General features: G+C 72.3%; 15 protein-coding genes and 2 pseudogenes. 3 read left to right on the top strand and 14 right to left on the bottom strand.

Translation table 11 applies throughout. From position 1 onward, the window contains the following. Positions 1-161: 161 nt before the first annotated feature. Positions 162-1,049 (bottom strand): annotated as a pseudogene (locus VN520_RS34940) (IS701 family transposase); the annotation flags it as partial. Here VN520_RS34940 and rpsR point away from each other — a divergent pair. After that, positions 1,017-1,211: a 30S ribosomal protein S18 gene (gene rpsR / locus VN520_RS34935; RefSeq protein WP_325750969.1), complete on the top strand. Its 195-nt coding sequence runs from the start codon at positions 1,017-1,019 to the stop codon at positions 1,209-1,211. The pseudogene VN520_RS34940 and the gene rpsR sit on opposite strands and share 33 nt — an antisense overlap. A gap of 117 nt (positions 1,212-1,328) precedes the next feature. On the opposite strand, the gene VN520_RS34930 is transcribed toward rpsR, so the two are convergent. Further along, positions 1,329-1,640 (bottom strand): hypothetical protein, encoded by a 312-nt coding sequence (locus tag VN520_RS34930; RefSeq protein ID WP_325750991.1) that lies wholly within the window; start codon positions 1,638-1,640, stop codon positions 1,329-1,331. 322 nt (positions 1,641-1,962) lie between these two features. Here VN520_RS34930 and VN520_RS34925 point away from each other — a divergent pair. Continuing rightward, positions 1,963-2,121 (top strand): annotated as a pseudogene (locus tag VN520_RS34925) (helix-turn-helix domain-containing protein); the annotation flags it as partial. 2 nt (positions 2,122-2,123) lie between these two features. Next, on the top strand, positions 2,124-2,849 hold the full coding sequence (locus VN520_RS34920; protein ID WP_325750968.1) for a cation diffusion facilitator family transporter: 726 nt from the start codon (positions 2,124-2,126) through the stop codon (positions 2,847-2,849). Positions 2,850-2,876: 27 nt separating this feature from the next. Here the strand turns inward: VN520_RS34920 and VN520_RS34915 are convergent, their stop codons facing one another. From VN520_RS34915 to VN520_RS34860, 12 genes are all read right to left on the bottom strand, one after another. Then, positions 2,877-3,212, bottom strand: coding sequence for a metalloregulator ArsR/SmtB family transcription factor (locus VN520_RS34915; protein ID WP_325750967.1), 336 nt, complete (start codon positions 3,210-3,212; stop codon positions 2,877-2,879). A 165-nt stretch (positions 3,213-3,377) separates the two neighbouring features. Next, positions 3,378-4,052 (bottom strand): class I SAM-dependent methyltransferase, encoded by a 675-nt coding sequence (locus VN520_RS34910; RefSeq protein WP_325750966.1) that lies wholly within the window; start codon positions 4,050-4,052, stop codon positions 3,378-3,380. Positions 4,053-4,205: 153 nt separating this feature from the next. Beyond that, positions 4,206-5,612 carry a salicylate synthase gene (locus VN520_RS34905; RefSeq protein ID WP_325750965.1) on the bottom strand — a complete coding sequence of 469 codons (1,407 nt, stop codon included), beginning with the start codon at positions 5,610-5,612 and terminating at the stop codon, positions 4,206-4,208. A gap of 64 nt (positions 5,613-5,676) precedes the next feature. Next, positions 5,677-7,434, bottom strand: a complete 1,758-nt coding sequence (locus tag VN520_RS34900) for an ABC transporter ATP-binding protein (RefSeq protein ID WP_325750964.1) — start codon at positions 7,432-7,434, stop codon at positions 5,677-5,679. After that, positions 7,431-9,302, bottom strand: coding sequence for an ABC transporter ATP-binding protein (locus tag VN520_RS34895; RefSeq protein WP_325750963.1), 1,872 nt, complete (start codon positions 9,300-9,302; stop codon positions 7,431-7,433). Before VN520_RS34895 ends, VN520_RS34900 begins: the two co-directional genes overlap by 4 nt. Further along, positions 9,299-10,027, bottom strand: coding sequence for a class I SAM-dependent methyltransferase (locus VN520_RS34890; RefSeq protein WP_325750962.1), 729 nt, complete (start codon positions 10,025-10,027; stop codon positions 9,299-9,301). Before VN520_RS34890 ends, VN520_RS34895 begins: the two co-directional genes overlap by 4 nt. Positions 10,028-10,079: 52 nt before the next feature. Next, positions 10,080-10,925, bottom strand: a complete 846-nt coding sequence (locus tag VN520_RS34885) for a thioesterase II family protein (protein WP_325750990.1) — start codon at positions 10,923-10,925, stop codon at positions 10,080-10,082. Between the two features lie 20 nt (positions 10,926-10,945). Further along, positions 10,946-12,199, bottom strand: a complete 1,254-nt coding sequence (locus tag VN520_RS34880) for a cytochrome P450 (RefSeq protein WP_325750961.1) — start codon at positions 12,197-12,199, stop codon at positions 10,946-10,948. A gap of 7 nt (positions 12,200-12,206) precedes the next feature. Further along, positions 12,207-14,270, bottom strand: coding sequence for a Gfo/Idh/MocA family oxidoreductase (locus tag VN520_RS34875; RefSeq protein WP_325750960.1), 2,064 nt, complete (start codon positions 14,268-14,270; stop codon positions 12,207-12,209). Further along, entirely contained in the window at positions 14,267-15,421 is a 1,155-nt protein-coding gene (locus VN520_RS34870) for a saccharopine dehydrogenase NADP-binding domain-containing protein (RefSeq protein ID WP_325750959.1), read from the bottom strand. Before VN520_RS34870 ends, VN520_RS34875 begins: the two co-directional genes overlap by 4 nt. Next, positions 15,418-20,973, bottom strand: coding sequence for a non-ribosomal peptide synthetase (locus VN520_RS34865; RefSeq protein WP_325750958.1), 5,556 nt, complete (start codon positions 20,971-20,973; stop codon positions 15,418-15,420). Before VN520_RS34865 ends, VN520_RS34870 begins: the two co-directional genes overlap by 4 nt. Then, positions 20,970-23,805, bottom strand: a 2,836-nt coding sequence (locus VN520_RS34860) for an amino acid adenylation domain-containing protein (protein ID WP_325750957.1), incomplete at its 5' end; no start/stop codon positions are given. The genes VN520_RS34860 and VN520_RS34865, both read right to left, overlap by 4 nt.

Genomic DNA, 23,805 nt, shown 5'->3' with positions numbered 1-23,805 from the left:
GCAGCCGGAGCGCCGCGGCTGTGCGCAACGCTATGGATCCGCCGCCCTCGAATCGTCACCACGCGGTGGACACTTCCGCGTAGCTCGCAAGAGGGACAGAGCCCGCGGGCCGAGCAGCCCCGATCAAAGAGAGTTCTAGTACTCCAGTGCGGTTTCGTGATCTATCCAGCGGGTTCGTCGGCGGCTCGTCGTCGGTAGTGGCTGTGCCGGGCTGTTGCCTGGTGGCGCCGACGCCGGTTGGACCGGTGCAGCAGTCTGGTCACGGTCGCGGCTGGTGGGCCGAGGACCGCGGCGAGTAGGTGTCGGATCTCCGGGACGGTCAGCGTGATCGGATCGTGGCTGGGGACGGGGTGGTGTGCGTCATGGGGCCGTTCGGGGGCCGCGTCGGCGGCGAGGGCGGTCAAGGAGGCCAGGGCAAGCATGGCGAGGGTGATGTGCCGGTGCCAGGCGGTCCAGTTGCGGACCTGGTAATGGTCGAGTCCGACCTGGCCCTTGGCTGCCTGGAAGCACTCCTCGACGCTCCAGCGGATACCGGCGACGCGGACCAGTTCGGACAGGGGCACGTCGGTTGGTGACCAGCACAGGTAGAAGGCGAGTTCGCCGGTGGTCCGGTTGCGTCGGATGAGCAGGTGCCGGTGGCTGTCTGTGCCGATGTGGATCCAGGCCCAGTCGTAGTACCGCGGGCCTTTCGCACCGTTTCCGGCCCTGTAGGGCTGCCAGGCCGTAGCGGGCAGGCGGCCGGCGACGGTGTCCGCGCGGATGGGTGTGCGGCCGTGGTTGATCCGCACCCGCATCAAGCAGGCGACGGCCATCACGTAGCCGGTACCGCGTGTTTCCAGGGCGGCGCGGAGCCGGGGGTCCTGGCCGTAGGCTTCGTCGCCGGTCACCCAGGAGACGTTGATGCCGGCGTTCAGCGCCGCGGCGATCATCTCCGAGGCCAGACGGGGCTTGGTGGTGAACCGCACCGTCTCGGGCATCCCGGCCGTGGTGCGGCGTTCGGGATCACCGGACCAGGAGTGCTCGGGCAGGTAGAGCCGACGGGCGATCACATCGACTACAAGGGCACCGATCTGCTGCGGAAGTTCATCTCCGACCGCAGCAAGATCCGCAGCCGCCGCGTCACCCGCGTCACGGCCCAGCAGCAACGGCAGATCGCCAGGGCGATCAAGAACGCTCGTGAGATGGCGCTGCTGCCATACTCAAGCCGGTGAGAAACGAGCAGCCATCCCCCGCCGGGCCCTTTCCCTGGGCTGCGGAAGTACCCGAAATGCACCCCGGACGCCGGGATGCATTTCTAATTTCTGGGAACGGGAGTCTGCACCAAGCAGTCAGTGGTCGTCCCAGTGTCCTTCGTGAGCCGCATGACGGTGGCCGTCGTGCACGTAGTCGATGTGATCATCGTGGGGCACCGCCACGTGCCCACAGCCCTCGCCATGCACGTGAGCATGCTCTGCGTGCTGACGGTGCCCGCCGATCTCGCACTCATCCGCGTGACTGTCGTGCTCACGGTGCAGATGCCCGTCGTGCACGTAGTCGATGTGATCGCCGTGAGGCACTGCCACGTGGCCGCAGCTCTCGCCGTGCGTATGGCTGTGCCCGGGATGCGGCTGATGTTGCAAGGGTGTCGCCACTGCACTCATCTCCTTGAATTCGGTCCACTGCCCATTCGCGGCGTCCTCCAGTGCTCTTCGCGGCTTCACCCTGACAATAAAGGCCACCACGGAGAACACACATCGACGAATCGGATAATGACACGGCGCGCTATCGAGAATGATTTTCGCTGCGATATCGAAAAATGCACTGCTTCGATTTCAGTATGCACGGTCGCCCGCGCACCGACACCCGAGCGACGGTCACCGCAACCGTCAACTTGATCCACAGTTACCTGAATTCAGGATGTCATGTACTCTCATGACGTGCTGACCGTTGCCTTCGACATCGAGGGCCGGCCAGGTCCGGCCACCGGCCGTCCTCGACGATGCTCTCAGTGTCTTCCGGGCTCGGCTGTCGAACCATCTCGCGGTCCTGCGGGACTGCGGCCTCGTCGTGACCGTGCTGGACGGGCGCCGTACACGGTACGACCGGACGTGCGCGGACGCCTGCGAGAAGGGGTGCTGCTGACCATGACCGCCAACGTATCCATGTTCGTCGGCCCCTCGTCCGGGCGACAGGAAGCGCTCACCCGTCGCATACGGTTGCTGGTCGCCACCACCATCATCTACAACGTCATCGAGGCGGTCGTCGCGATCACCGCCGGGACCATCGCCGCCTCGACCGCCCTGATCGGCTTCGGCCTCGACTCGGTTGTCGAAGTGTCCTCCGCAGCGGCCGTCGCCTGGCAGTTCTCCGCCTCCGACCACGCAGTGCGTGAAGCCCGCGAGCGACACACCCTGCGGGTCATCGCAGCCTCCTTCTTCATGCTCGCCGCCTACGTCGCCTTCGACGCGGTCCGCACCCTGACCGGTACCGGGGAAGCCGAACGCTCCGTTCCCGGCATCGTCATCGCCGCCCTGTCACTCGCGGTCATGCCGTTCCTGTCCGCGGCCCAGCGCAGGGCCGGCCGCGAACTCGGCTCCGCCTCGGCCGTCGCTGACTCCAGACAGACCCTCCTGTGCACCTACCTGTCCGCCGTGCTTCTGGGCGGCCTGGTGCTCAACGCCACCCTCGGATGGTCCTGGGCCGATCCCATCGCCGCCCTCGCCATCGCCGGTGTCGCCGTCAAGGAAGGCCGGGACGCCTGGCGGGGCAAGGGCTGCTGCGTGCCCACCGCCGCTGTGGTGCCCTCCGCAGGCGTCGGGACGGAGACTGGGTGTGGCGACTGCCCGCCCGGGTGCGGCTGCTGCAGGTAGACGGTCCGCCCTACGGCCGCGCAGCCGTCAGCGGCGGCCCTCGGCTTCGGTGTTCCCACAGGTGCGGTCGGTCTCGACCGCGACCACGGCGGTGCGCAGATTGTCGAGGGCGTGGCCGAGGCGCTCGTCGGCGATCTCGTACCGTGTACGGCGCCCGTCCGGCACGGTCACGACGAGGCCGCAGTCCCGCAGGCACGCGAGATGGTTCGACAGCCGGGTCCGGGACACACCCAGGGCTTCCGCCAGATCGGCGGGATACGAGGGCGCTTCCCGCAGGAGCAGCAGGACACGGCAGCGGATCGGATCGGCGAGCGCGCGGCCGAACCTGGCCAGCACCTCGATGTCGGCGGCGATGGTCAGCATCTCTTGAGCGTACACACGGTCTTGTCGCACAGACTCTCCAGCGGTTGCTCGCTTCCAGGCGTCGCGGCTGCACGATGTGGGAGACAGCGACGCGGCAGCCGCCTCCCGGGCGGCTGTCGGGAAGCCTGCGGCGGCGTCCCGTACGGCCGTGGCCGGTTCCGGGGCTCAGCCGGTCGCGCGGCGGATGAGCAGGATGTGGTCCGTGACGGTGGCGGTCTGCCCGCCCGGACCGGTCGCCCGGCGGTCTTGCGCGTCGGCCCGTTCGACGGTCCATCCGGCGGTGGGCAGGCCGATCCCGGCGTGGACCTCGTCCGGGGTGGGGAAACGTGTGGCCTGGTCCTGGTTCCAGGACCAGGGGGCGACGGAGGCATGGTCGACGACGAGGAGCCGTCCGCCCGGTCGCAGCGACTCCGCCGCGGTGCGCAGGACGGCGCCGCGGGGAAGGTCGTACGGTGTGTGGAAGTACTGCGCCGAGACCAGGTCGAACGCCCCCACCGGAAAGGTCCGCGCCAGATCATGGCACTCGGTCGAGACGAGCTCGTCGAGTTCCCGCGCACGGGCGACGTCGGCGAGCCGGTCCACGGCGGTCCGCGAGATGTCGACCGCCGTCACCCGCCATCCGCGGGTGGCGAGCCACAGGCTGTCTCCGCCGGTCCCGCACGCGAGATCGAGCGCGGTCCCCGGCGGGAGCCCGCCCGCGACCTCCGCCAGCACCGGGTTCACCCCGGTCGCCCAGATGGCACCCTCGTCGGCTCGTTCACGGTAGAGGCTTTCCCAGAACTCGCCGGGCGTGCGGGCGGCGAGTTCGTCCGCCGTGGGTCCTTGAGGTTGCTGTGCCATGACCACTCCCGTCGATCGATCCGCCTCCTGAAGGGTGAGGCGGGTATCGCCACTGTCTCCTGAAGGCCCGTCGCACCTTCAGATCCTTTGCCGTTTCGGCAAGGTGGGTCCATTCCCGGCCGCCCGGCAGGAGGCCGGAACCACGCGGGGCGGTCAGTCCGAGGCGTACCTCAGGTGCGGGGCGACGCTGCGGAGCTTCTCGCACGTCTCCTCGATCTCGCGTTCAGGGCTGGACTGGGCGGTGACTCCCGCGCCCGCGCGCAGCCACGTCTCGCCACCCTCGCCGATGAGGGTGCGCAGGACGAGAGCCGCGTCGAGGGCGCCGTCGGTGCTCCCCCGGAAGACCGCGCCGCCGTACAGGCCGCGGGGTCCCTCCTCGTGGCGGGCCAGGGCCTGGAGGGCGGAGCGCTTGGGGACGCCGGTGGCGGTGATCGCCGGGAAGAGGGAGGCGAAGGCGTCCCACGGTCCGGCGTCGGGCCGCAGTCGACCCGTCACCCGGGAGGCGAGGTGCTGCACCGACCCGCGCGACCGGATCGCCATGAACTCCTCGACCGCGACGGAATCGGGCCGGCACACCGAGGCCATCTCGTCCCAGGCCAGGCGTACGGACACGGCGTGCTCGTGTATCTCCTTGGGGTCGGTGAGCAGTTGCGTGCGCAGGCGGTCGTTCTCCGCCGGGTCCGTCCCGTGTGCGCGGGTGCCGGCGAGGGGCTGGGTGCTGACGCGGCCGTTCTCTTCGACCTCCAGGACGGTCTCCGGGCTGAACCCGGCTGCCCGGTAGCTGCCGAGGTCCAGCAGGTAGGAGCGGGCGGGTGTGTTGGCCCGGCGGCCCGCGAGGTAGGTCGCGGGGAAGTCCACGGGTGGTCCGGCGGGCAGGGGAACCCTCCGGGAGACGACGGCTTTCTCCAGGAGCCCGGCGCGGATGTCCTCGACCGTGCGGGACACCGCGCTGCCGTAGGCGGCGGTGCCGGACGAGATGATGCGCTCGGTCGCCTCGGGAGTGGTGCCGTCGGGTGGGAGTTGCGGGGTCGTTGGCTCCGCCAGCAGGTCGGCGACCTTGCGGAGCCACGCCTCGTCCTCCGCGCGGACCACGGTCCGGTCGCCGGCGAGGGTCACCTCGACGGACGGGATCAGTGCGTGCAGCAGAGGACTGTCGCCGGTGGCCGCGGGGTCGGCGTGGAGGAGGTGGGCTAGTTCGAAGGCGGCCCAGCCGTAGAAGTGACGTCCGCCGGCCGACGCGCCGTGCGATGCGGACAGGGCGTTCAGCGCGTCGGCGAACACCGCAAGTGGCCTGCCGTCGGTGTGGGCGGTCCAAGTCCGCCCCGCGGCCCGCGCCACGATGCCGGTCGCGTGCGCGGTGAGGTTCACGGCGGATCCCGCCGCGAAGTGCCAGACGCCGCCCGCTGCCTCGTAGACCATGTACTGGTCGGCGAGAGCGGCTCGGGCAAGGCGGGTGGCGGTGGCCGCGGGGTCGTGGCAGGGCTCCAGGGTGCGTGAGCGCGCGAGGGGCGGGACAGAATCCGCCCATGCGTCCCAGGTGTTCCTCAGGCCGGTGCTCATCGTGTCGTGCCTTCCCTATGATGCTGCGGCTGTGTCCGGTGGGTCGCTGGTGCCGGGTGCGGGGTCATGACCGTGTTGCCTCCAGCCGCCAGCCGTGGGCCCGTGTCCGGCGCTGCCAGAAGGACGCGTAGGTTCCGCCCGCCGTGACCAGGTCGTCGTGCGTGCCCCGTTCGGTGATCTCGCCGTCCTCCAGGACCAGGATCTGGTCCGCGTGCACGACGGTGCTGAGCCGGTGTGCGATGACCAGCAGCGTCTTGCGGTCGGCCAGTGTGCGCACGGCCTCGGCGAACAGTGCCTCGTTCTCCTGGTCGAGTGCGGCGGTGGCCTCGTCGAGGACGAGGATCGGAGCGTCCTTCAGCAGTGCGCGGGCGATGGACACGCGCTGGCGCTGTCCGCCGGACAGCCGCGCGCCTCCCTCTCCCACCTTGGTGTCCCAGCCGTCGGGCAGCTCCGCGATCACCCGGTCGAGCCCTGACAGGGCCGCGGCCTCGGCCAGTGCGCCGGGGGCGGCGTCCGGGGCCGCGATCCTGACGTTCTCCTCGATGGTGCCGTCGAAGAGGTAGACGTCCTGGAAGACGAGGGAGATGTGGGCGGCCAGGTCGTCGGCGGCGATCTCTCGGACGTCGACGCCGCCGATGCGAACGGTGCCCTCCGTGGTGTCCCGGAAGCGGGCGATCAGCGCGGCGACCGTGGTCTTGCCGGCGCCGGAGGGCCCCACCAGGGCGGTCATGCTGCGCTTGGGCAGGTGGAAGGTCACGTCGTTCAGGACCGGCCGTGCCGAAGTTTCGTCGGCCGTTCCGTCGTCGTAGCGGAAGCTGACGCCGGTGAACTCCACGCTTGCGTCGCGGGGTGTCCTCGGCTCGGCGGGCTGAGGGAACGGGGGTTCGTCGAGGATGGCGCCGAGGCGTTCCAGGGTGTTGCGGGCGATGCGCATCCCCGCACCCGCCTCGGCGGCAGACGACACGCTGTCGATGAGCCGGACCAACAGGACCAGGAGTGCCAGCAGGGTGGGCACGGTGAGCGATCCGTCGAGCTGCCAGGAGACCCCGAGTGCGAGGAGCAGGGCGAACACGAGCCGGGTGGCGAAGGTGAAGGAGACCAGGCCGGGCAGGCCGCGCGCGATGAGCCGCCGGTCGGCGCGCGCCTCGGCCTCCAGGGCGTCTTCCAGCGCTCCGTACCCCTCGGCGGTCCGGCCGAACGCGCGCAGTACCGGCTGGTTGCGGGTGTACTCCAGCACCCGGTCGGCGGATTCGCCGATCGCGGCGTCGCGGCCGAGGTCGAGCCGGCGCATCACCGAAGCGCTGGCCTGCTGGACGGCGAACAGCACGGGCGCGCAGACCAGGAGCACCAGGGCGGTGCGGACGTCGAAGAAGAAGGTGGCGGCCACCAAGGTCACCGGGGTGAGCACGGAGCTGATGAAGGGGCGGAGCAGGTGGGCCGGCGTGCTCATCACCTGGATGACGTTCTGTCCGGCGAGACGGCTGAACTCGGCGGTCCGGCCGGCGGTGAACCAGCCCAGCGGCAGGCGCAGCGCCTGGTCGGCCAGCCGCCGGTGCAGCACCCGGGAGAGCTGGGAGCCGACGGTGAACCCGCCGCTGAGAGCGGCGCCCTGGAGTGCCGCGTAGGCGGCCACGCAGCCGGCGAACGCCGCCAGCCACGGCCAGACGTCGGCTGGGTCGGACCCGAGCAGAGCCTTGAGGACGGGCACCAGAAGGGCGAAGGCGACGCCCTGGAGTACGGCCGCGCCCGATTGGAGGAGCAGCAGCCGGTTCAGAGGCCGGGAGCCCTCCGGTCCCAGTACGCGGTAGAGCTGACGGATCATCGGGCGCTTCCCTCTCGGATGTCGGACCCCGTGCGGGTGGGCCGCTGGTCAGGTATGCCGTCGACGCCGTCCGGGCCCGCGCTTCGCTGGGCGTCCCACAGTGCGGCGTAGCGGCCACCGGCGGCCAGCAGGTCGTCGTGGCGGCCCTGTTCGGTGACGCGTCCGTCCTCCAGGACCACGATCCGGTCGGCGGAGCGGATCGTCGACAGCCGGTGGGCGATGACGAGCAGGGTGCGCCCGGCCGCGAGGGCCGACAGGCCGTCCTGGATCAGTGCCTCGGAGTGCGGGTCGGCGTACGCGGTCGCCTCGTCGAGGACGAGGACGGGGGCGTCGGCGAGCAGTGCCCTGGCGATGGAGAGGCGTTGTGCCTCGCCGCCGGAGAGGGTGGCTGTCGTGCCGAGTTCGGTGGCGTAGCCGTCGGGCAGGGCCGTGATCCGGTCGTGGATGCGGGCGGCGCGGGCGCACCGTTCGACTTCCTCGTCGGTGGCTTCGGGGCGGCCGAGCCGGATGTTGTCGGCGACGCTCGCCCGCAGCAGCCGTACGTCCTGGAGAACGAAGCCGACCCGGCGGTACAGCTCGGTGGCGGGGATGTCACGGAGGTCGGCGCCGCCGAGGGTCACCGTGCCGGCCGTGACGTCGTGGAAGCGGGGCAGCAGCGAGGCCAGGGTGGACTTGCCGGAGCCGGAGGGACCGACGAGCGCGGTGACGGTGCCGGGGGCGAGGTCGAGGTCGACGCCGTTGAGGACGTCGGTGTTCCCGTCGTAGGAGAAGGACACACCGCGCAGACTGACGTGGTGGCCGTCGGGGAGGGCGGGGGCCGTGGGCTCGGGGAGGGTGGAGGCGTCCAGGAGTCCGGTGACGCGTACGGCGGCTGCCTGGCCGGCCCGGATCTGCTGGATGCGGGGGCCGACCACGCCCATGGGGGCGGCGACCGCTGGGCCGAGCAGGAGGAAGGGGACGAGTTCGGCCCCGGTCATCCAGTCCTGGGTGACGAACACCGCGCCGGGTACGGCCAGGAGCAGCAGGACCACGGCCGGGGTGACCACCAGGATCGCGGCGGTGGAGGTGGCGAGGGTGGACCGGACCCAGTCGGAGAAGAAGTCGGCAAAGCCCTCGGTGGCACGGACGAAGCGCTCGTGGGCCTTGCGGCCTCGCCCGAAGCTCTTGAAGACGGCGATACCGGACGCGAACTCCACGGCGGCGGTGGAAATCCGGCCCACCGCGGCGCCGAACTCGGCCATCTGCGCCGCCGCGCCCGCCATGGCCCGGCTGAACAGGAACACGCCGAGCAGCAGGGGGACCACGCTGATCAGGGCCAGGCGCCAGTCGACGGTGAACAGGTAGGCGAGGGCGAGCAGCGGGGCGGTGAGGACGGAGACGACGTCGAGGAGGGTGTGGGCGAACAGGGTGTGCAGTGCGCTCACGTCGTCCTGCACAGCCTGCTTGACCTCGCCGGTGCCACGGTCGGTGAGCCGGCCGAGCGGCAGCCGCCCGATGTGCCGGGCGAGCCGGCGACGGAGGGTGAGCTGGAGGTCGTTGTCGGCGAGGTGGGCGAGGGCGCCGGCCGCCGTGCCGCACACCAGGGCGACGAAGCCGGCCGAGCAGGCCAGCGCCACCAGCGGCCAGAGGGCGTCGCCGTCGGCCGGGGAACCCTCGGTGAGGCGTTCGGCGATGCGGGAGACGGCGATGAACGGGACCACTCCGGCGAGGGCTGCGACGGCCTGGAGACCGACAGCGAGGGCCAGTCGGCCGCGGACGGGCTCGGCGAGCCTGCGCAGCGGGGACGGTGGGGTGGCGGAGCTGCCCGTGCCGGCGGCGACGTCCTCGGCTGCCGGGGCCGGGCCGGGCGCGGGCGGTTGTGACTTCACTTGACGAGTACTCCGATTTCGGGAATGGGCCGGCCGCCCGCCTCGGTGATGCGGCGGCTGGTCATGCCGGCCTCGCGGGCCAGCCGGGCGACGTCGAAGGTGTGCCATTCATAGCTGTCGGCGACCTCGCGCACGGGGCGGCCGTCACGCAGGACCTTCCAGGTGGTGGTGAACCGCATGCCGTCGCCCTCGGTGGGTTCACCGCCGATCCACCACTCGTAGGTCTGGCGTCCGATGGTCTCCTTGAGGGACATCACGGGTGGGATGACGCGGGGCGAGGAGACCCCCATCAGTTCGACGACGATGGGCGCCCCGTCGGGCAGGCGCTCCGCGAGCCGCTTCCACAGCGTCACGCGTTCGGGGGCGGTGAGGTGGCCGGCTACGCCGAAGATGACGACGGCGGAGAGGCGTTCGGGCAGCTCGAGGTCCTGGGCCGATCCGTCGACGACGGTCACGCGCCGGCGCAGGTCCGGGTCGCGGGCGACCCGGGAGGTGAGCATGGCGCGCATGGTCGCCGACGGCTCGGCCGCCAGGATCTCCGCGTCCGGCAGGGAGGCGGCGATCACCTCGGTGACGCGGCCGGTGCCCGCGCCGATCTCCAGGACGGGTCCGTGGGACACGTCCAGACCGGAAAGGACGCCGGCGAGAGGGGGGCCGCTGCTGGCGGTGTGCCGGGTGGCGACCAGTTCGTAGAACTCGGCCGAGGTCGAGTAGTAGTCGATCATGATGGTCTCCGGTCGTGGGTGGCCGGGCGGGCGGACACGGCGGGACGGCGGCTCACGGGGTGCTCGGCCAGGTGTGCGCGCCTCCGGTGGTCAGGGAGGGGTCCAGCCTGCGCAGGACGGTGGAGACGACCTCGCGGCGACGCGGGGTGAGGTAGAAGTGGTCGCCGGGGAAGACGCGTACCTCGGTGCGCGCGGTGGTGAGGTCCGCCCAGCCGCCCGCCCGTTCACGGGTGCGTTCCGCGCCGAGTTCCGGGTCTGTGCTCCCGGTCAGGACATGCAGAGGACAGGACAGCGGCGGCCGCTCCGGCGGGTGGTACGTCTCGATGATCCGGTAGTCGTGGCGCACGGCCGTCAGGACCAGGGAGCGCAGTCCGGGGTCGTCCAGGACCTCTCGGCTGGTGCCGCCCAGTCGGGCCAGCTCGGCGCCCAGGGTGTCGTCGTCCTGGCGGTGCAGCTGCCCGGTGACCGCGGCGTTGGGGGCGGCCCGGCCGGACGCGAACAGGCGGCGCGGGCCCGGGATGCGGCGCCTTTGCAGCTCGTGGGCGAGTTCCCAGGCCACGGCGGAGCCCATGCTGTGCCCGAAGAGTGCGTACGGCCGGTCGAGCAGCGGCGTGACGGCGTCCGCCACGGCTCCCACCAGGTCAGCCATGTCGGCCGCCTCCGGGTCTTCGAAGCGGTCCTCGCGGCCGGGGTACTGGATGGCGAGGAGTTCGACCTCGGGGGGCGCGAGCGCCGCCCAGGGCCGGTAGAAGCCCGCGCTGCCACCCGCGTGCGGCAGGCAGATCAGGGTGTACCGGGGTGCGGCGGCACCGCTCCACCGCCGGATCCACGGGCTGTCGGCGCGCGCGGCGCGGACGGAGGGCTGCACGGGATGCCGCGCCGAGTGCCGGCCGGACATGTGGGGTGCCGGGGACGCGGTCACCAGGTGACCCTCAGTTCTTCGAGGCCGAAGGTGGCCGAGTCGTGCTTGACGGCGACGTCGTCCCGGTCCCCCGCGAGGCGGAGGGTGGGGACGCGACGGATCAGGGTCTCCAGGGCGACCTCCAGTTCCAGCCGGGCGAGGTGCTGTCCGACGCACTGGTGGACGCCGTAGCCGAAGGCGACGTGGTGGTTGTCGGTGCGGTGGAAGTCGACCCGCTCCGGGTCGTCGAACTGCTCGGGGTCGTGGTTGGCGCCGGCCAGAAGGGCGATGACGCCGTCGTCGGCGGGGATCGTCCGGCCGGACAGGTCGATGTCCTCGGCGGCCACGCGCAGGGGGATGGAGTCGGCGACGGACAGGACGCGCAGGAGTTCGTCGACGGCGGCGGGCATCAGGGAGGCGTCGCGGCGGAGTTCGTCCGTCAGCTCCGGCCGGTCCAGGAGGAGCAGTGTGCTCAGGGCGATCATGCTGGTGGTGGTCTCGCGGCCGGCGTTGATGGTGATGCCGAGCGTGGACAGGAGCTGGTCCATGGTCACGTGGCCGGGGACGAGATGCTCGGTGACGAGCTTGGAGATCAGGTCGTCGCGGGGTTCTTCGCGCCGCTTGCCGACCAGTTCGGCGAGCAGGCCGAAGAGGCCGCCGAGCGCTTCGGAGACCTGTTCGGCGGTGCTGTTACGGGAGCCGGAGATGCGGGTGACGTCCCGGAAGAACTCCAGGTTCTCGCGGGGGATGCCGAGCAGCTCGCAGATCACCGAGGTGGAGACGGCGTTGGCGTACGCGGAGACGAAGTCCACGGGACCGCCGCCGGCGAGCATGGCGTCCAGGATCTCGTCGACGCGGGCCTGCACGGCGGGCCGCATCGCGCGGACCCGACGCACGGTGAACACCGGCAGGAGCATGCGCCGGTACTTGGTGTGCTCGGGAGCATCGGTGCGGATGAACGGGCGGAACCTCGCCCCGGCCTCCTGTTCGCCCGCGCCGAGGGCGGGGAAGTTGGGCCGGCGGATATCGGCGCTGACCCGGGGGTCCGAGAGCAGTTCGCGTACGTCGTCGTAGCGGGTGACCACCCACGCTTCCTTGTTCGTCGGCAGGGTGACGCGGGCGACCGGGTCGTGGGTGCGCAGCGCTTCGTACTCCGTGGGTGCGGCGAACGGGCAGCCGCGCTGCATGGGAAAGTCGCGGGGCGGGGCCTCGGGGTTCGGCCCGGCATCCGTGCGGGTCCGGTCGGGGGTGGGCGTCTCGGGGGTTCTCATGGAGGTCCTAGCCGTCGGTGGAGGAGGAGACGAGGGGGATGTCGGTGCGCGGGCCGTCCGCAAGGGCCGGGCTGCCAGGGGTGCCCTGGGCGTCGGGTGCGGTCCGGGCGTGCGGCAGGGGTGGTGCGGCGGCCGGGCCGGGTGTGTCCGGGCCCCGGGTGAGGACGGCCAGTGGGGGTGCTCCGGGGCGGGTGGGGAGGGTGCGTGCGGTCATGCCGGACTCGGCGAGCACGTCCTTCAGTCCGAAGGGCTCCCAGCGATAGGAGTCGTGCACCTCACGTTCCGCCTGCGGGGCGCCGTCCCGGTAGACCCGCCACGTGGAGTGCAGGCGCATCACGCCGTCCTCCGCCTCGTCGGGTGCGCCGCCGAACGACCACTCGTAGCGGTGGCGTCCGGCCGTGGCGGTGGCGAGCCGGGTTTCGGGAAGGGCCGTCGGCTCCTCGAACTGCATGAGTTCGACGATCACGAGTCCGCCGGGCGCCAGCCGCCGGGTCACCCGCCGCCACAGCCTGGCCCGCCCTTCGGCGTCGAGATGGCCCAGGACTCCGCAGAGCAGTACGACGCTGATCCGGTCGGGAAGGTCGAGGCCCGGCGCGGCGTCCGCGGTGACGGTCACCCGGGGCCGCAGGTCCTCATCGCTGAAGACCCGGCTGGTGAGCACGGCCCGCATGCCGACGGATGGTTCGCAGGCAATGATCTCCGCGTCCGGCCGGGCCCGGGCGACGGCCTCGGTCACCAGACCGGTGCCGGCGCCGATGTCCACCACCGGCCCGGTGCTGAGGTCGGCGTCGGCGAGGAGGGCGGCGACGGCCGGGGCGCTCGCGGTCGCGGTGTGCTCGGCGGCCACCAGGTCGAAGAACTCGGCGGACGGGGAGTACGCGGCGGTGTCCGCCGGGCGGGCCGGCACCGGTTCCGCAGGGCCGGAGCTCGCGTCACCGGGCGGCGGGGTGGGTTCGGGGCGGGGCGTACCGGTGTCGTGCGGGAACCGTTCCGGCGCGGGGAAGATGTCACTCACCGCGAGTGGCCGGGGGGTGGCCGGCCGGACGATCTCGGGGGGTCCCAGCCGGGCCGCGAGGTCGCTCCAGATACGGCACACGGCCAGGTCGTATTGGCCTGCGCGCAGGGCGTCGCCGCCTCCCTCGATCGCTTCGCGCAGCCCGTCGAGCGCGCTGCCGATCGCTTCCGGCCACAGGTCGGAGAAGACCGTGCGGAAGGAACCCGTGTTGCCGACCACCGCCGTGCTCCCGAGTCCCAGACGGCCGGTGCCCGGTCCGTCCAGGACGAAGCGGCGGTCGGCGTCCCGCCCGATGTGCAGTCGGGGGCTCCACAGGACGGGGCCGTGGGTGTCGGCCAGGGTGAGCACTCCGCCCTCGGTGCCGAGGGAGATCCGGTGCCAGTGCAGGGCGTGGTTGTCCCGGTCGGACGGGTCGAGTTGGTGGTGCACCCGCAGGGTGAGGGGCGCGCCGGCGAACACTCCGTGCAGAGAGCGCAAGGGCTGCGGCCCGATCTCGGCGGGCAGCGGCGCCGGGTCCCCGAAACGCCAGGGACGCAGAGTGCCCATGGCCTGTCCGAGGATGTCCACCAAGGGGTGCATCAGGTGGACCGGGGTGGCGGCGTCCAGGAACAGGGGCCGCTGGCGTGCGACGAGTCGCCGGGCCGCCTCGACGAAGGAGCGGACCGGGGCCACGTGCGGGTAATGGGTGTTGAGCCGGTACTGCACGCCGCGGCTGCGTGCGTGCTTGAGGTTGCCGGTCAACTCGGTGAGATGAACCGGGTGCTCCTGGAGGACGTGGATGCCCCGGTCCATCAGTGCCCGCGCCAGATCGGTGCCCTGGCCGCCCGAGATGGACGAACTCACCGCCACGCAGGCCGCGTCGATGTCGGCGGGAAGGCCGTCGGCGTCGGTGTGGAAGGGGACGCCCAGGCTCTCGGCGTAGGCCCGGGAGGCCGCCGACCCCGCGCTCAGGATGCCCGCCAGGGTGTACCCGGGGCGCCGACGTACCGCCTCGGCGTAGAAGCGGCCGAAGTTGGTGCCGCAGACCAGGACACGCAGGGGTTTCGCGGTGCTCACAAGGCGCCCTCCTCGACCTGCTCGGCCTCGGCAGCCGTTCCGGTGAGCCGGAGGTCGGCCACCCCGTGGGAGCGCAGGTGCCCCACCACGGTGTCCGGGTCCAGCACGTCGCACGCGAAGTGCACACCCGCGCTCACCCCGCCCCGCAGCACCGCGTCCACCGCGAGCGCGCCCACGGCGGCGGTGAGCCGGTAACTGCTGGCCGTGCGCAGGGTCACGCCCGCGGTGGCGGGCGTTCCCGCGGTCGTGCCCGACAGCTCGAAGTCCATGACGTAGTACGGTCTGCGTCCGGCCAGGTCGAGGTCGGCGGCGAGGATCAGCCGCTCGGCCAGTCCGTCCGGATCCTCCCCGGCCGCGAGACGGCCCGGCAGGAGGTTGAGCAGCGCGCGTACGGCGGGGCCGGGGTGGACGTTGTACCAGTCGAGCCGGTCGAGGCCCAGCACGGTGGCGAAGCGTTCGCTCTCGCCGCTGAGATAGGGCTGTACGGCGACCCTGCCGGGAAACGCCTCGTGCACGGTGTCCTCGTCGGTGCGCAGGGCACGCGACACGCGCCGGCCGCCGCGGACGGCGGCGAGGGCCTCGCCGTAGGCCGCGCCGTCCGCGCCTCCCGAGCTGAGGGACAGCATCAGATCGTGGGCGACCGTCGGCGAACAGGTCTCCAGGCCGCCACAGTGGGCGGTCAGCGCGGTGGCGCTGTCCAGGCCGCCCCGCATCGCGAGCCAGCGGGGCAGAAGGCTGGACAGGCCGGGCAGGGCGCCTGCGGACAGGACGACGGTGCGGGCGTCGCGGACCGGGTCGCCGCCCTTGAGGAGGTCCTCGGCGGCCGGGTCGTCCCCGGCGACGTCGACGCAGTGCGCGCCGGCGTCGAGTGCCGCGAAGGCCACCGTGGCGCGGAGCCGGTAGGTGGGTCCGACGCAGTTGAGGACGATGTCGCAGCCCTCGGTGAAGGCGCGCAGGCCGTCCGGTGCGGTGGCGTCGGCCCAGACCGTCTCGTCGTGTCCGGCCGGGGCCTCCTCGGCGACCGCGTACAGGGCGGAGGGGGTTCGGCCGCCCAGGCGGAGCCCGGTGTGGCCGAGGGCGCGCAGTTCGCGTACGGCGGCCCGGCCGACCGCGCCGGAGGCGCCCAGGACCCCGATCACAGGCTTGGTCATCGGGTGATCGCCCCCTGGGTCAGCTCGGCGAGGGTCTTGAGGATGCCGGGCGCGTGCTCGACGGACAGGCAGCTGTAGTGGTCGCCGCCGATGTCGACGATGTCCAGGTCGCCCAGGGTGAGTTCCTCCCAGTAGGTGGTGACGGCGTCCTTGCTGCCGGGGAAGGGGTAGGCGCCGTCGTGGCGCAGGAAGGTGATGTCTCCCGCGTAGGGTTCGGCGTCGTAGCGGGTGATGGCGAAGACGCTCTGCCGGAAGGCGAGGAAGAGCCGGTTCATGTGGTCGGGTTCGTAGGTGCCGGCCGACGCGGGCACCGCCTCGCACATCCGGGCGATGCGGGTGGCACGGGGGATGTCGGCCAGTTGTCGGAAACGTCCCGCGACGTCCGCGAACTCGCCGGGCAGCGCGGCGAGTCCGCCGTCGGGCAGGACACCGGGGCTGGCCGCCAGGACCGCGTCGGCCGCGGCGGCCACCCGGTACTGGTCGTCCGGGAAGCCGAGGTCGGCGGGGTCGATGCCCATCATGACGGCGAAGGAGTATTCGGCGAGCAGTTCGTCGTCGAGCCGGAAGCGCGGGCTGTGGCTGCTGATGACGGTGAGGCTCTCCACCTCCGCGCCGGACTCGGCGAGGTTGCGGGCCACCTCGGTGGCGATCAGGCCGCCCAGGCAGTAGCCCACGACGTGGAAGCGGCTGCGGCCGTCGGCCGTCAGGGCGCGGGCGTAGTCGGCAGCCATCTGCTCGATGAGTCCCTGCGGCGGGGCGGCGAGGAAGCCGCTGAGGTCCGGTACCTCCACGCCCACGACTTCGGCGAGGCCCGGCGAGCGGCGGCGGATCTCGGTGATCAGTGCGCGATAGGGCATGATCGTCGCGGTGCCGGCGTGCACGAGCACGGTCGTGGGTTCGTCGTCGGACCGGGCGCCGTGCAGATGGACCACGGGGTCCGTACGGACCGCGTCGGCGGCCGGCGCGTCCTCGGGGCCGGCCAGGGAGCGCAGGAACGCGGCGAGACCGGCGACCGTCGGGCGACGCAGCATGTGGCGCAGCACGACCTCCCACTCCAGGTCGGCGGCCTGCGGCACGCGTTCACGCAGTCGGCTCACCATGCGGGCCACGAGGAGTGAGTCGCCGCCGAGGTCGAAGAAGTCGTCGTTGCGGGTGACGCTGCCGACCGCGAGGAGTTCGGACCAGAGGTCGGCGAGGCCGCGCTCCAGGTCGTCCTTGGGCTTCTCGTTCACGACGACCGGGGTGCTCTCGCGGGGCAGCCAGCTCCGCAGGCGGGCGCGGTCGGTCTTGCCGTTGGCCGTGCGGGGCAGGGTGTCGACGACCTGCCACACCGACGGGAGCATGTACTCCGGGAGCCGGGTCGCCGCCGTGCGGGCCAGTTCGCCCACCGGGACGTGGTGCCGGTCGTCCTTCAAGGTGGCGAGGAAGACCTCCTGGCCGGTCGCGGCCAGCGCGTCCTGGGGGTCGGGCAGTGAAACGACCTCGGACGCGGCGTGCGCGTCGAGGAGGTGGCGCCACTGGGTGTGGGTGAGGAAGGACTGGCCGGTGTGCTCGCGCACGTCGGTCCACGTCCGGCCCGAGACCTCCAGGAACTCCATGGAGATCAGCAGCGGCAGGTTCTCGTCCCGGGTGTTCTCCACGAACACCAGCTGTCCACCGGGCACGAGCAGTTCCCGCAGGCGGCCCACGGCCGCGTCCGCGTCGGCGGCTGCGTGCAGGGTGTTGGCACAGATCACCACGTCGAAGGTGTTGGGCGGCAGGTGCTGGGCGCGCGGGTCCTCGTCGACGTCGAAGCGCTGGTAGCGGACCCACGTGTGGTCGGTGAAGCGCTCGCGGGCCTCGTTCAGGAAGAACGCGGACGCGTCCGTGAACAGGTAGTCGACGCCGTACTCGGCGAGGACGGGCACCAGTTCGCCGGTGGTACCGCCGACGCCGCCGCCGACCTCCAGGACACGCAGCCGCTCCTCGCCGGTGTGGCCCGCGGCGATCTCGCGCAGCGCGGCGACCACGGCGCGGTTGAGGTGCCGGATGGCGAGGTTGTCGCGGTAGGCGGCGTCGGCCGCCTCGGTCGCCGCACCGGGAAAGAGCAGCTCCCGGATGCCCGTCTCCCCGGAGACGAGCTCGGGCAGCCGTTCGGCACAGGTGCGCATGACGGTGAGCAGCTCCGTGCTCCAGCCGATCTCGTGCTCCAGCTCCGCGGCCCGCTGCCAGCCGTACTCCGCGTCGGAAGCGGAGACGGGGACGAGTCCGGTGTACGTGTCGTCGGACTCCCGGTGGGTGAGCCGGTCGCGTACCGCCAGCGCGCGCAGCCAGCGCCGCACGATGTGCCGGTGGCGGGGGGTGGCACGCAGCGCCGTGCCCACCTCCTCCGCGGTGCGCGACGCGCCGTCGGCGAACACTCCGGAGGTGTCGAGGACGCGAGTCATCTCCACAAGGGCCACCTCGTCGAGGGCGGCCAGGAACTCGATGAGCCGTGCGGCGTCGACGGCGGCGGAGGCTTCCCGTACGGCGTCGGCGGCAGCGGCGCGCGCCTGTGTCCGGGGCGTCGGCCCACCGGCACGGTCGGCGTCCGCGCCGGGTACGCCGTCCTTGCGGGCCGTCTCCACGAACGCGGCCAGGCGCCGGCCGCCCGCCGCCGAGTCGTCCACGATGACGGCACCCGCCGCGACCTCCGGGTGGGCCTGTACGGCGGCCTCCACTTCGGCGAGTTCGACCCGGTAGCCACGGATCTTGATCTGGGCGTCCTCGCGGCCCAGGAATTCGATGGTGCCGTCGGGGAGGTACCGCCCGAGGTCACCGGTGCGGTAGAGCCGCTGTCCGGTGGCGGGGTCGGTGAGGAACCGCTCCGCCGTGCGGCTCTCGTCGCCGAAGTAGCCCAGGGCGACGCCTGCGCCGCCGATGTACAGCTCGCCCGGCACCCATTCGGGGCGGGGTCGCAGATGCTGGTCGAACACGGCGAACGTCTGGTTGGTCAGGGGTTTGCCGTAGGGGATGCTCGGCCGGGCCGTGTCCACCGCGTCGATGGCGTGGGCGATGGACCAGATGGAGCCTTCGGTGGCACCGCCGAGGGAGATGATCTCAAGACCGGGGAGCAGCTCACGCGCCTGGTCCGGGAGGGCGACGGGTATCCAGTCGCCGGATATCAGCGCGAGTCGGAGTGAGGCGTCGTCGGCGGGAGGCTCGGAGCGCAGCCAGTCGCACAGCATGTGAAGCTGGCCGGGGACCGAGTTCCACACGGTGACTCCGAAGTCACGGACGAGTTCGGCCCAGTGGGACGGGTCGCCGCGCCGGTCGGCGGCGGGCAGGACAAGGGATGCGCCCACGGCGAGGGGCCCGAACAGGTCGTAGACGGACAGGTCGAAGCCGAGTCCCGCGATGCCGAGGACGCGGTCGCGTGCGGTGACGCCGAAGCGGCGGTTGACGTCCTCGACGGTGTTCAGGGCGGCTCGGTGGCTGATCATCACGCCCTTGGGCGTACCGGTGGAGCCCGAGGTGTAGATGACGTACGCCAGATCGTCCGGGCCGCGCGGGGTTCCGCTCGCATCCGGCGTCGCCTGCGCGTCCTGGGGCAGGAGGTCGACGGCGACGGGCGTGACGCCTTCCGGGAGGTCGTCGATCTCGGCGAGCCAGGACTGGGTGAGGACCGTGCGGACACCCGCGTCCGCGATGATCGTGTCCCGGCGGGCCGGCGGTTGGGCCGTGTCCACGGGGAGGTAGGCGCCGCCCGCCATCAGCGTGCCGAAGACCGCGACGACCTGCTCCCAGCCCTTGTCCGCCCAGATGGCCACGGGCTCCCCGGCCCGCAGTCCGGACGCCGTCAGCGCCTCGGCAACGGCGGTGGCGCGGGCGATGAGTTGCCGGTAGGTGAGGGTCAGTTCGGGAGTGCGGACCGCGATCGCGTCCGGCGTGACCTGGGCCTGTGCGAGGACCGGTTCGTGGAGCAGGGAGTCCGGCAGCGGTCCCTCGGTCGCGTTGACGGCGTTCCGCCGCACGGCCTGTTCCTCGGGCAGCGTGATACTGGCCGCGGTGTCCCAGGCGGCGTCACCGGCCTCGCCCTCGGCCGCGAGGGCCCGTACGAGGCCCGTGTACGCCTCGAACATCGCGTCGGCCACACCGTGGGTGAGGGCGCCCTCGCGGATGTCCCAGGACAGGCTCAGCGTGTCGCCGCGGTGCATGACCTGGCAGTCGAGCCAGACCTGCGGCGTCCGGGTGACGGCGTACGTCACCTCGGGGGGTATGCCCTCGGAGGTGGCGCCGGTCCCCAGGGCGCTGGTGAAGACGACCGGCATCAGCACCGGGGATCCGGCCCGGCGGGACAGCTCGGCGAGTACCTCCGAGCCCGTGAACAGGGGGTGCGCGAGGTCTTCCAGGAGCTGCTCCCCGAGCGACCGGGTCCGTTCGGCGAAGGCGGCCGGGGCGCCCAGGTCCACGGCGAGCAGTTCGAGCGAGGTGAAGTCGCCGACGAGGCGGCCGATGTCCTCGTGCAGGTCGGGCCGGTCCACCGTCGGCACGTTGAGCGTGAACCGGTGGGTGCGCGACCAGCGGCCGACCGTCTCGGCGTAGGCGGTGAGCAGCGCCGTGGACAGGGTGAGCCCGCGCCGCGCGGCCCGCTCGGTGAGGCGGTTGTGTTCGGCGGCGGGCAGCAGGACCTCCAGCCGGCGGAAGGTCCCCGGCTCGGCCGGAGCCGTGGGGTGAGCCGTCTCCCGCAGGTCGCTGACGCCCGCCTCCCAGGTCTCTGCGAGGGGCAGTTCGGGCGCGGGCGGCAGGGTGTCGAGCCGTTCGGTCCAGTAGGCGCGGTCGCGGGCGTGGCCGTCGGTGTCGGCGAGGGCACGGCGGGCCAGGACGTAGTCACGGAAGGTGATCCGCGGCGCCTCGGAGAGGGGCCGGCCGCCGTGGCTTCGCTGGAACTCGGCGAGCAGGATGCGCAGGCTGGCGTGGTCGACGACCAGCATGTCGAAGGCGAGGTGGAGCACGGCCCGATCGGCGGCCCGGCTCACGTGCACCTCGAAGAGCGGCCACTGGTCGGTGGGCGTCTCGCGGGCGGACAGCCGCGCACGGGTGCGCTCCACCTCCGCGTCGGCGTCGGCCGGCGGCAGGCCGGTCAGGTCGTCGGCCTCGATGCCGAGGGCGGGCACGTCGGCCAGAACCTGCTGGTAGCCGTCGTGGTGGATGACGGCGCGGAGCATGTCGTGCCGCTGGACCAGTTCCCGCCACACGGCGGTGACGTGCTCCACGTCCAGGTCGGGGTATTCCAGTTCGACGTAGGCGTGGCAGCCGACACCGCCGTAGGCGTAGGCGTCGGTGCGGCCGATGAGGTAGGCGGCTTGGATGTCCGTCAGCGGGAACGGCTCGTGGCGGCGCTCCGGGTCGGCGCGCAGCGCCGGTTCCTCCGCCTCCAGGTGGTGCAGGATGGCTTCCTTGTGGGTGCGCAGTTCTGTCCGGTGCGTGTCCGTGAGCCGGCCCTGGGGGGCGCGGAAGCGCAGTTGTCCGTCCTGGGCCCACAGCACCACGCCGTCGTCGGCGTAACGGGCCAGCAGTTCAGCGATGTTCACAGCTCTCCGGTCTCATAGGCGGTCGCGTGGGCCGCGAGCGTTCGTGTGACGTCCGCGGCGAGCGCGGCGACGGTCGGTGCGGCGAAGAAGCGCCGGACGGGCACGGCGGCCCCGAGGCGGCGCTCGATCGCGGTGAGCAAGCGCAGCGCGGTGAGGCTGTCGCCGCCCGCGGTGAAGAAGTTGGCGTTGCGGGCCGGTGTCCAGTGCGGCAGGTATTCGCTCCAGAGGCCGGCGATGGCCGTTTCGGTGTCATCGAGCGGCGGTTCGGCCTCGGCCGTCGCGGTGTCGGGTCCCGCCATGGCGGCCAGGGCGCCCCGGTCGACCTTGCCGTTCGCGGTGAGCGGCAGGGTGGGCAGCAACTGGATGCGGGAGGGGATCGCGTAGCCGGGCACTCGCTCGGCCAGCAGGGCGAAGAGGCTCTCGGGGAGGTCCGCGTCCCGCACGGTCGCCTCCGCCTCCACAGTCCCGAAGGGCTCCGCGGGCGGCGTCGGCTCATTCGGTACGGCGAAGGCGGCCAGGCGCTTGGCAGTGCGCTCCCCCACGGCCACGACGGCGGCCCGGGCGACGGCCGGGTGGGACTCCAGCGCGGCCTCGATCTCGCCGGCCTCGATGCGATGGCCGGCGATCTTCAACTGGCTGTCGAGGCGGCCGAGGAACTCGATCAGCCCGTCTCCCCGGAACCGGCCCAGGTCACCCGTCCGGTACCAACGCCGCCCGTCCTGTTCGACGAACTTCTCGGCGGTGCGCGCCGGGTCGGCAAGGTAACCGACGGCCAGTCCCTCGCCGCCGATCCACAGTTCGCCGGGCGTCCAGTCGGGGCAGTCCCGCCCGTGCCGGTCGACCACGCGGTAGTGCTGCCCGGTCAGCGGACGTCCGTAGGGGATCGAGATCCACCGGGGGTCCGGTTCCCCGACGGTGAATGTGTTGGACCAGATGGCGGCCTCGGTCGCGCCGCCCATGGCGACGAAGGCGCAGCGCCCCGCGGTGCGTTCGCGCAGTCGGCCGGGCAGGTCGAGGCCGATCCAGTCGCCGGATACCAGTGCCGTCCGCAGCCTTGCGAGGCGGGCGCGCTCCGACACCTGGGGCGTCTCCTGCTCGTCGGCGTCGAGGAGCAGGTCGAGCAGTGCCGGGACGGTGTTCCAGACGGTCACTTGGAACCGGTCGAGCAGGCTCGGCCAGCGGGCCGGTTCCCGGCGCTGGTCCTCGGTGGGCAGCAGGAGGGAGCCGCCGGCGCCGAGCAGCCCGAAGACGTCGTACACGGAGAGGTCGAAGTCCAGCGCCGACAGGGCGAACACGCGGTCGTCCGCGCCGACGCCGTGCCGGGTGTTGATATCCGCGATCGTGTTCCAGGCGGCCGCGTGGGTGATCTGGACACCCTTGGGCTCGCCGGTGGAACCGGAGGTGAAGATGACGTAGGCGAGTGCTTCGGCACGCACCTTCCAGGGGGCGGGCAGCGGCTCGTGGCCCCCCGTGGCCGTGACGGACAGGGTGCGGGGAGCCGCCCTTCCCCGGGTGGGCCAGTCGCCCACCACGGCGCGGAACCCGGCGGTGGCGTGCACCCGGTCCAACCGCGCGGGGGGTTGTTCGAGGCTCAGCGGTACGTAGGCGGCACCGGCCGCGAGGACGCCGAGGACCGCGGCGACCTGCTCCGGTCCCTTGGGCACGGTGACCGCGACGAGTTCGCCCGGGATCACGCCCGCGTCACCGAGTGCGGCGGCCGTGCGCAGTGCCTGGTCGGCGAGGGTTCCGTAGGTCACCTCCTCCCCGGCCGTCGTGACGAGGGCGGTGCGGTCAGGAGTGGCCTCGGCGTGGGCGAAGAACGCCTCGTGCAGCGGACGCGGGGCCACCGGCTCCAGGGCTGCCTCGCGTGCGGCCGCGTCACGCCGTTCACGGTGGGAGGCGGGCACCAGGTCGGGCAGCGGCGCGTCCCAGTCACCGGCGACGGCGTACCGCAGCAGCATTCCGTAGGCGTCGAACATCGCGTCCAGCACACCCTCGGGGAACAGCTCCTCGACGGCGTCCCAGGTGACGACCAGGCTCCCGGACTCCTCGGTGACCTGGTTGTCCAGGCACACCTGCGGGGACTGCGAGATGCCCCAGACCTTGGCGGGGAGGCCCGTGCCCGTGCCGGCCAGCGTCGCGTCGCCGACACCGATGGCGCTGGTGAACACCACGGGCGCGGCGGCGTCGACGGTGCCCGTACGACGGCCGAACTCGCGCAGCAGCCAGGCGATCGGGACGTTCAGGTGGTCCAAATCCTCCGCCTGGCGACATTGCAGTGCGGCGGCCGCCGCCAGCCAGGTCGCGCCGTCGCGTCGGTACCCGGCCAGGGAGAGCGAGGTGAAGTCGCCCAGTACGCGGTGGATGTGGGGGTGGACGTCGCGGCGGTTGAAGAGGGTGAGCGTGACGGTCAGCGCGTCGGTGCCGCTCCAGACGGCCAGGACTTCCGCGTAGAGGGCCAGCAGGACGGTGGACGGGGTGAGTCCGTGCCGGGCCGCGTCCCGCTTGACGGTCTGCCAGTCCTCGGCGGGCAGACTCAGCCGGCGCCGGGTGAAGACGGGCGTGTCGAGGGTCGCGGGGTCCCGGTCGAGGGGCAGCGGGGGCGGAGGCGGCAGTTCGGACAGCCGCGCCTGCCAGTGGGCACGGGCCCGCTCGGCCGCACCCGGGTCGGCGGGCAGCCCGGTCAGGTAATCGCGGAAGGAGACGTCGACGGGCGGCAGATCGTGCTCGGGGTCGGCGTAGAGCGCGTTGAGTTCGGCGTAGAGCGTGGTGATGGAGAGGGCATCGAGGACCAGGTAGTCCAGTCCGACGCCGATACGCGTGCGTGGGGTG

The organism is Streptomyces sp., from assembly GCF_035563135.1.
GTDB lineage: Bacteria > Actinomycetota > Actinomycetes > Streptomycetales > Streptomycetaceae > Streptomyces.
This window is presented reverse-complemented; position numbering and strand designations above follow the sequence as displayed.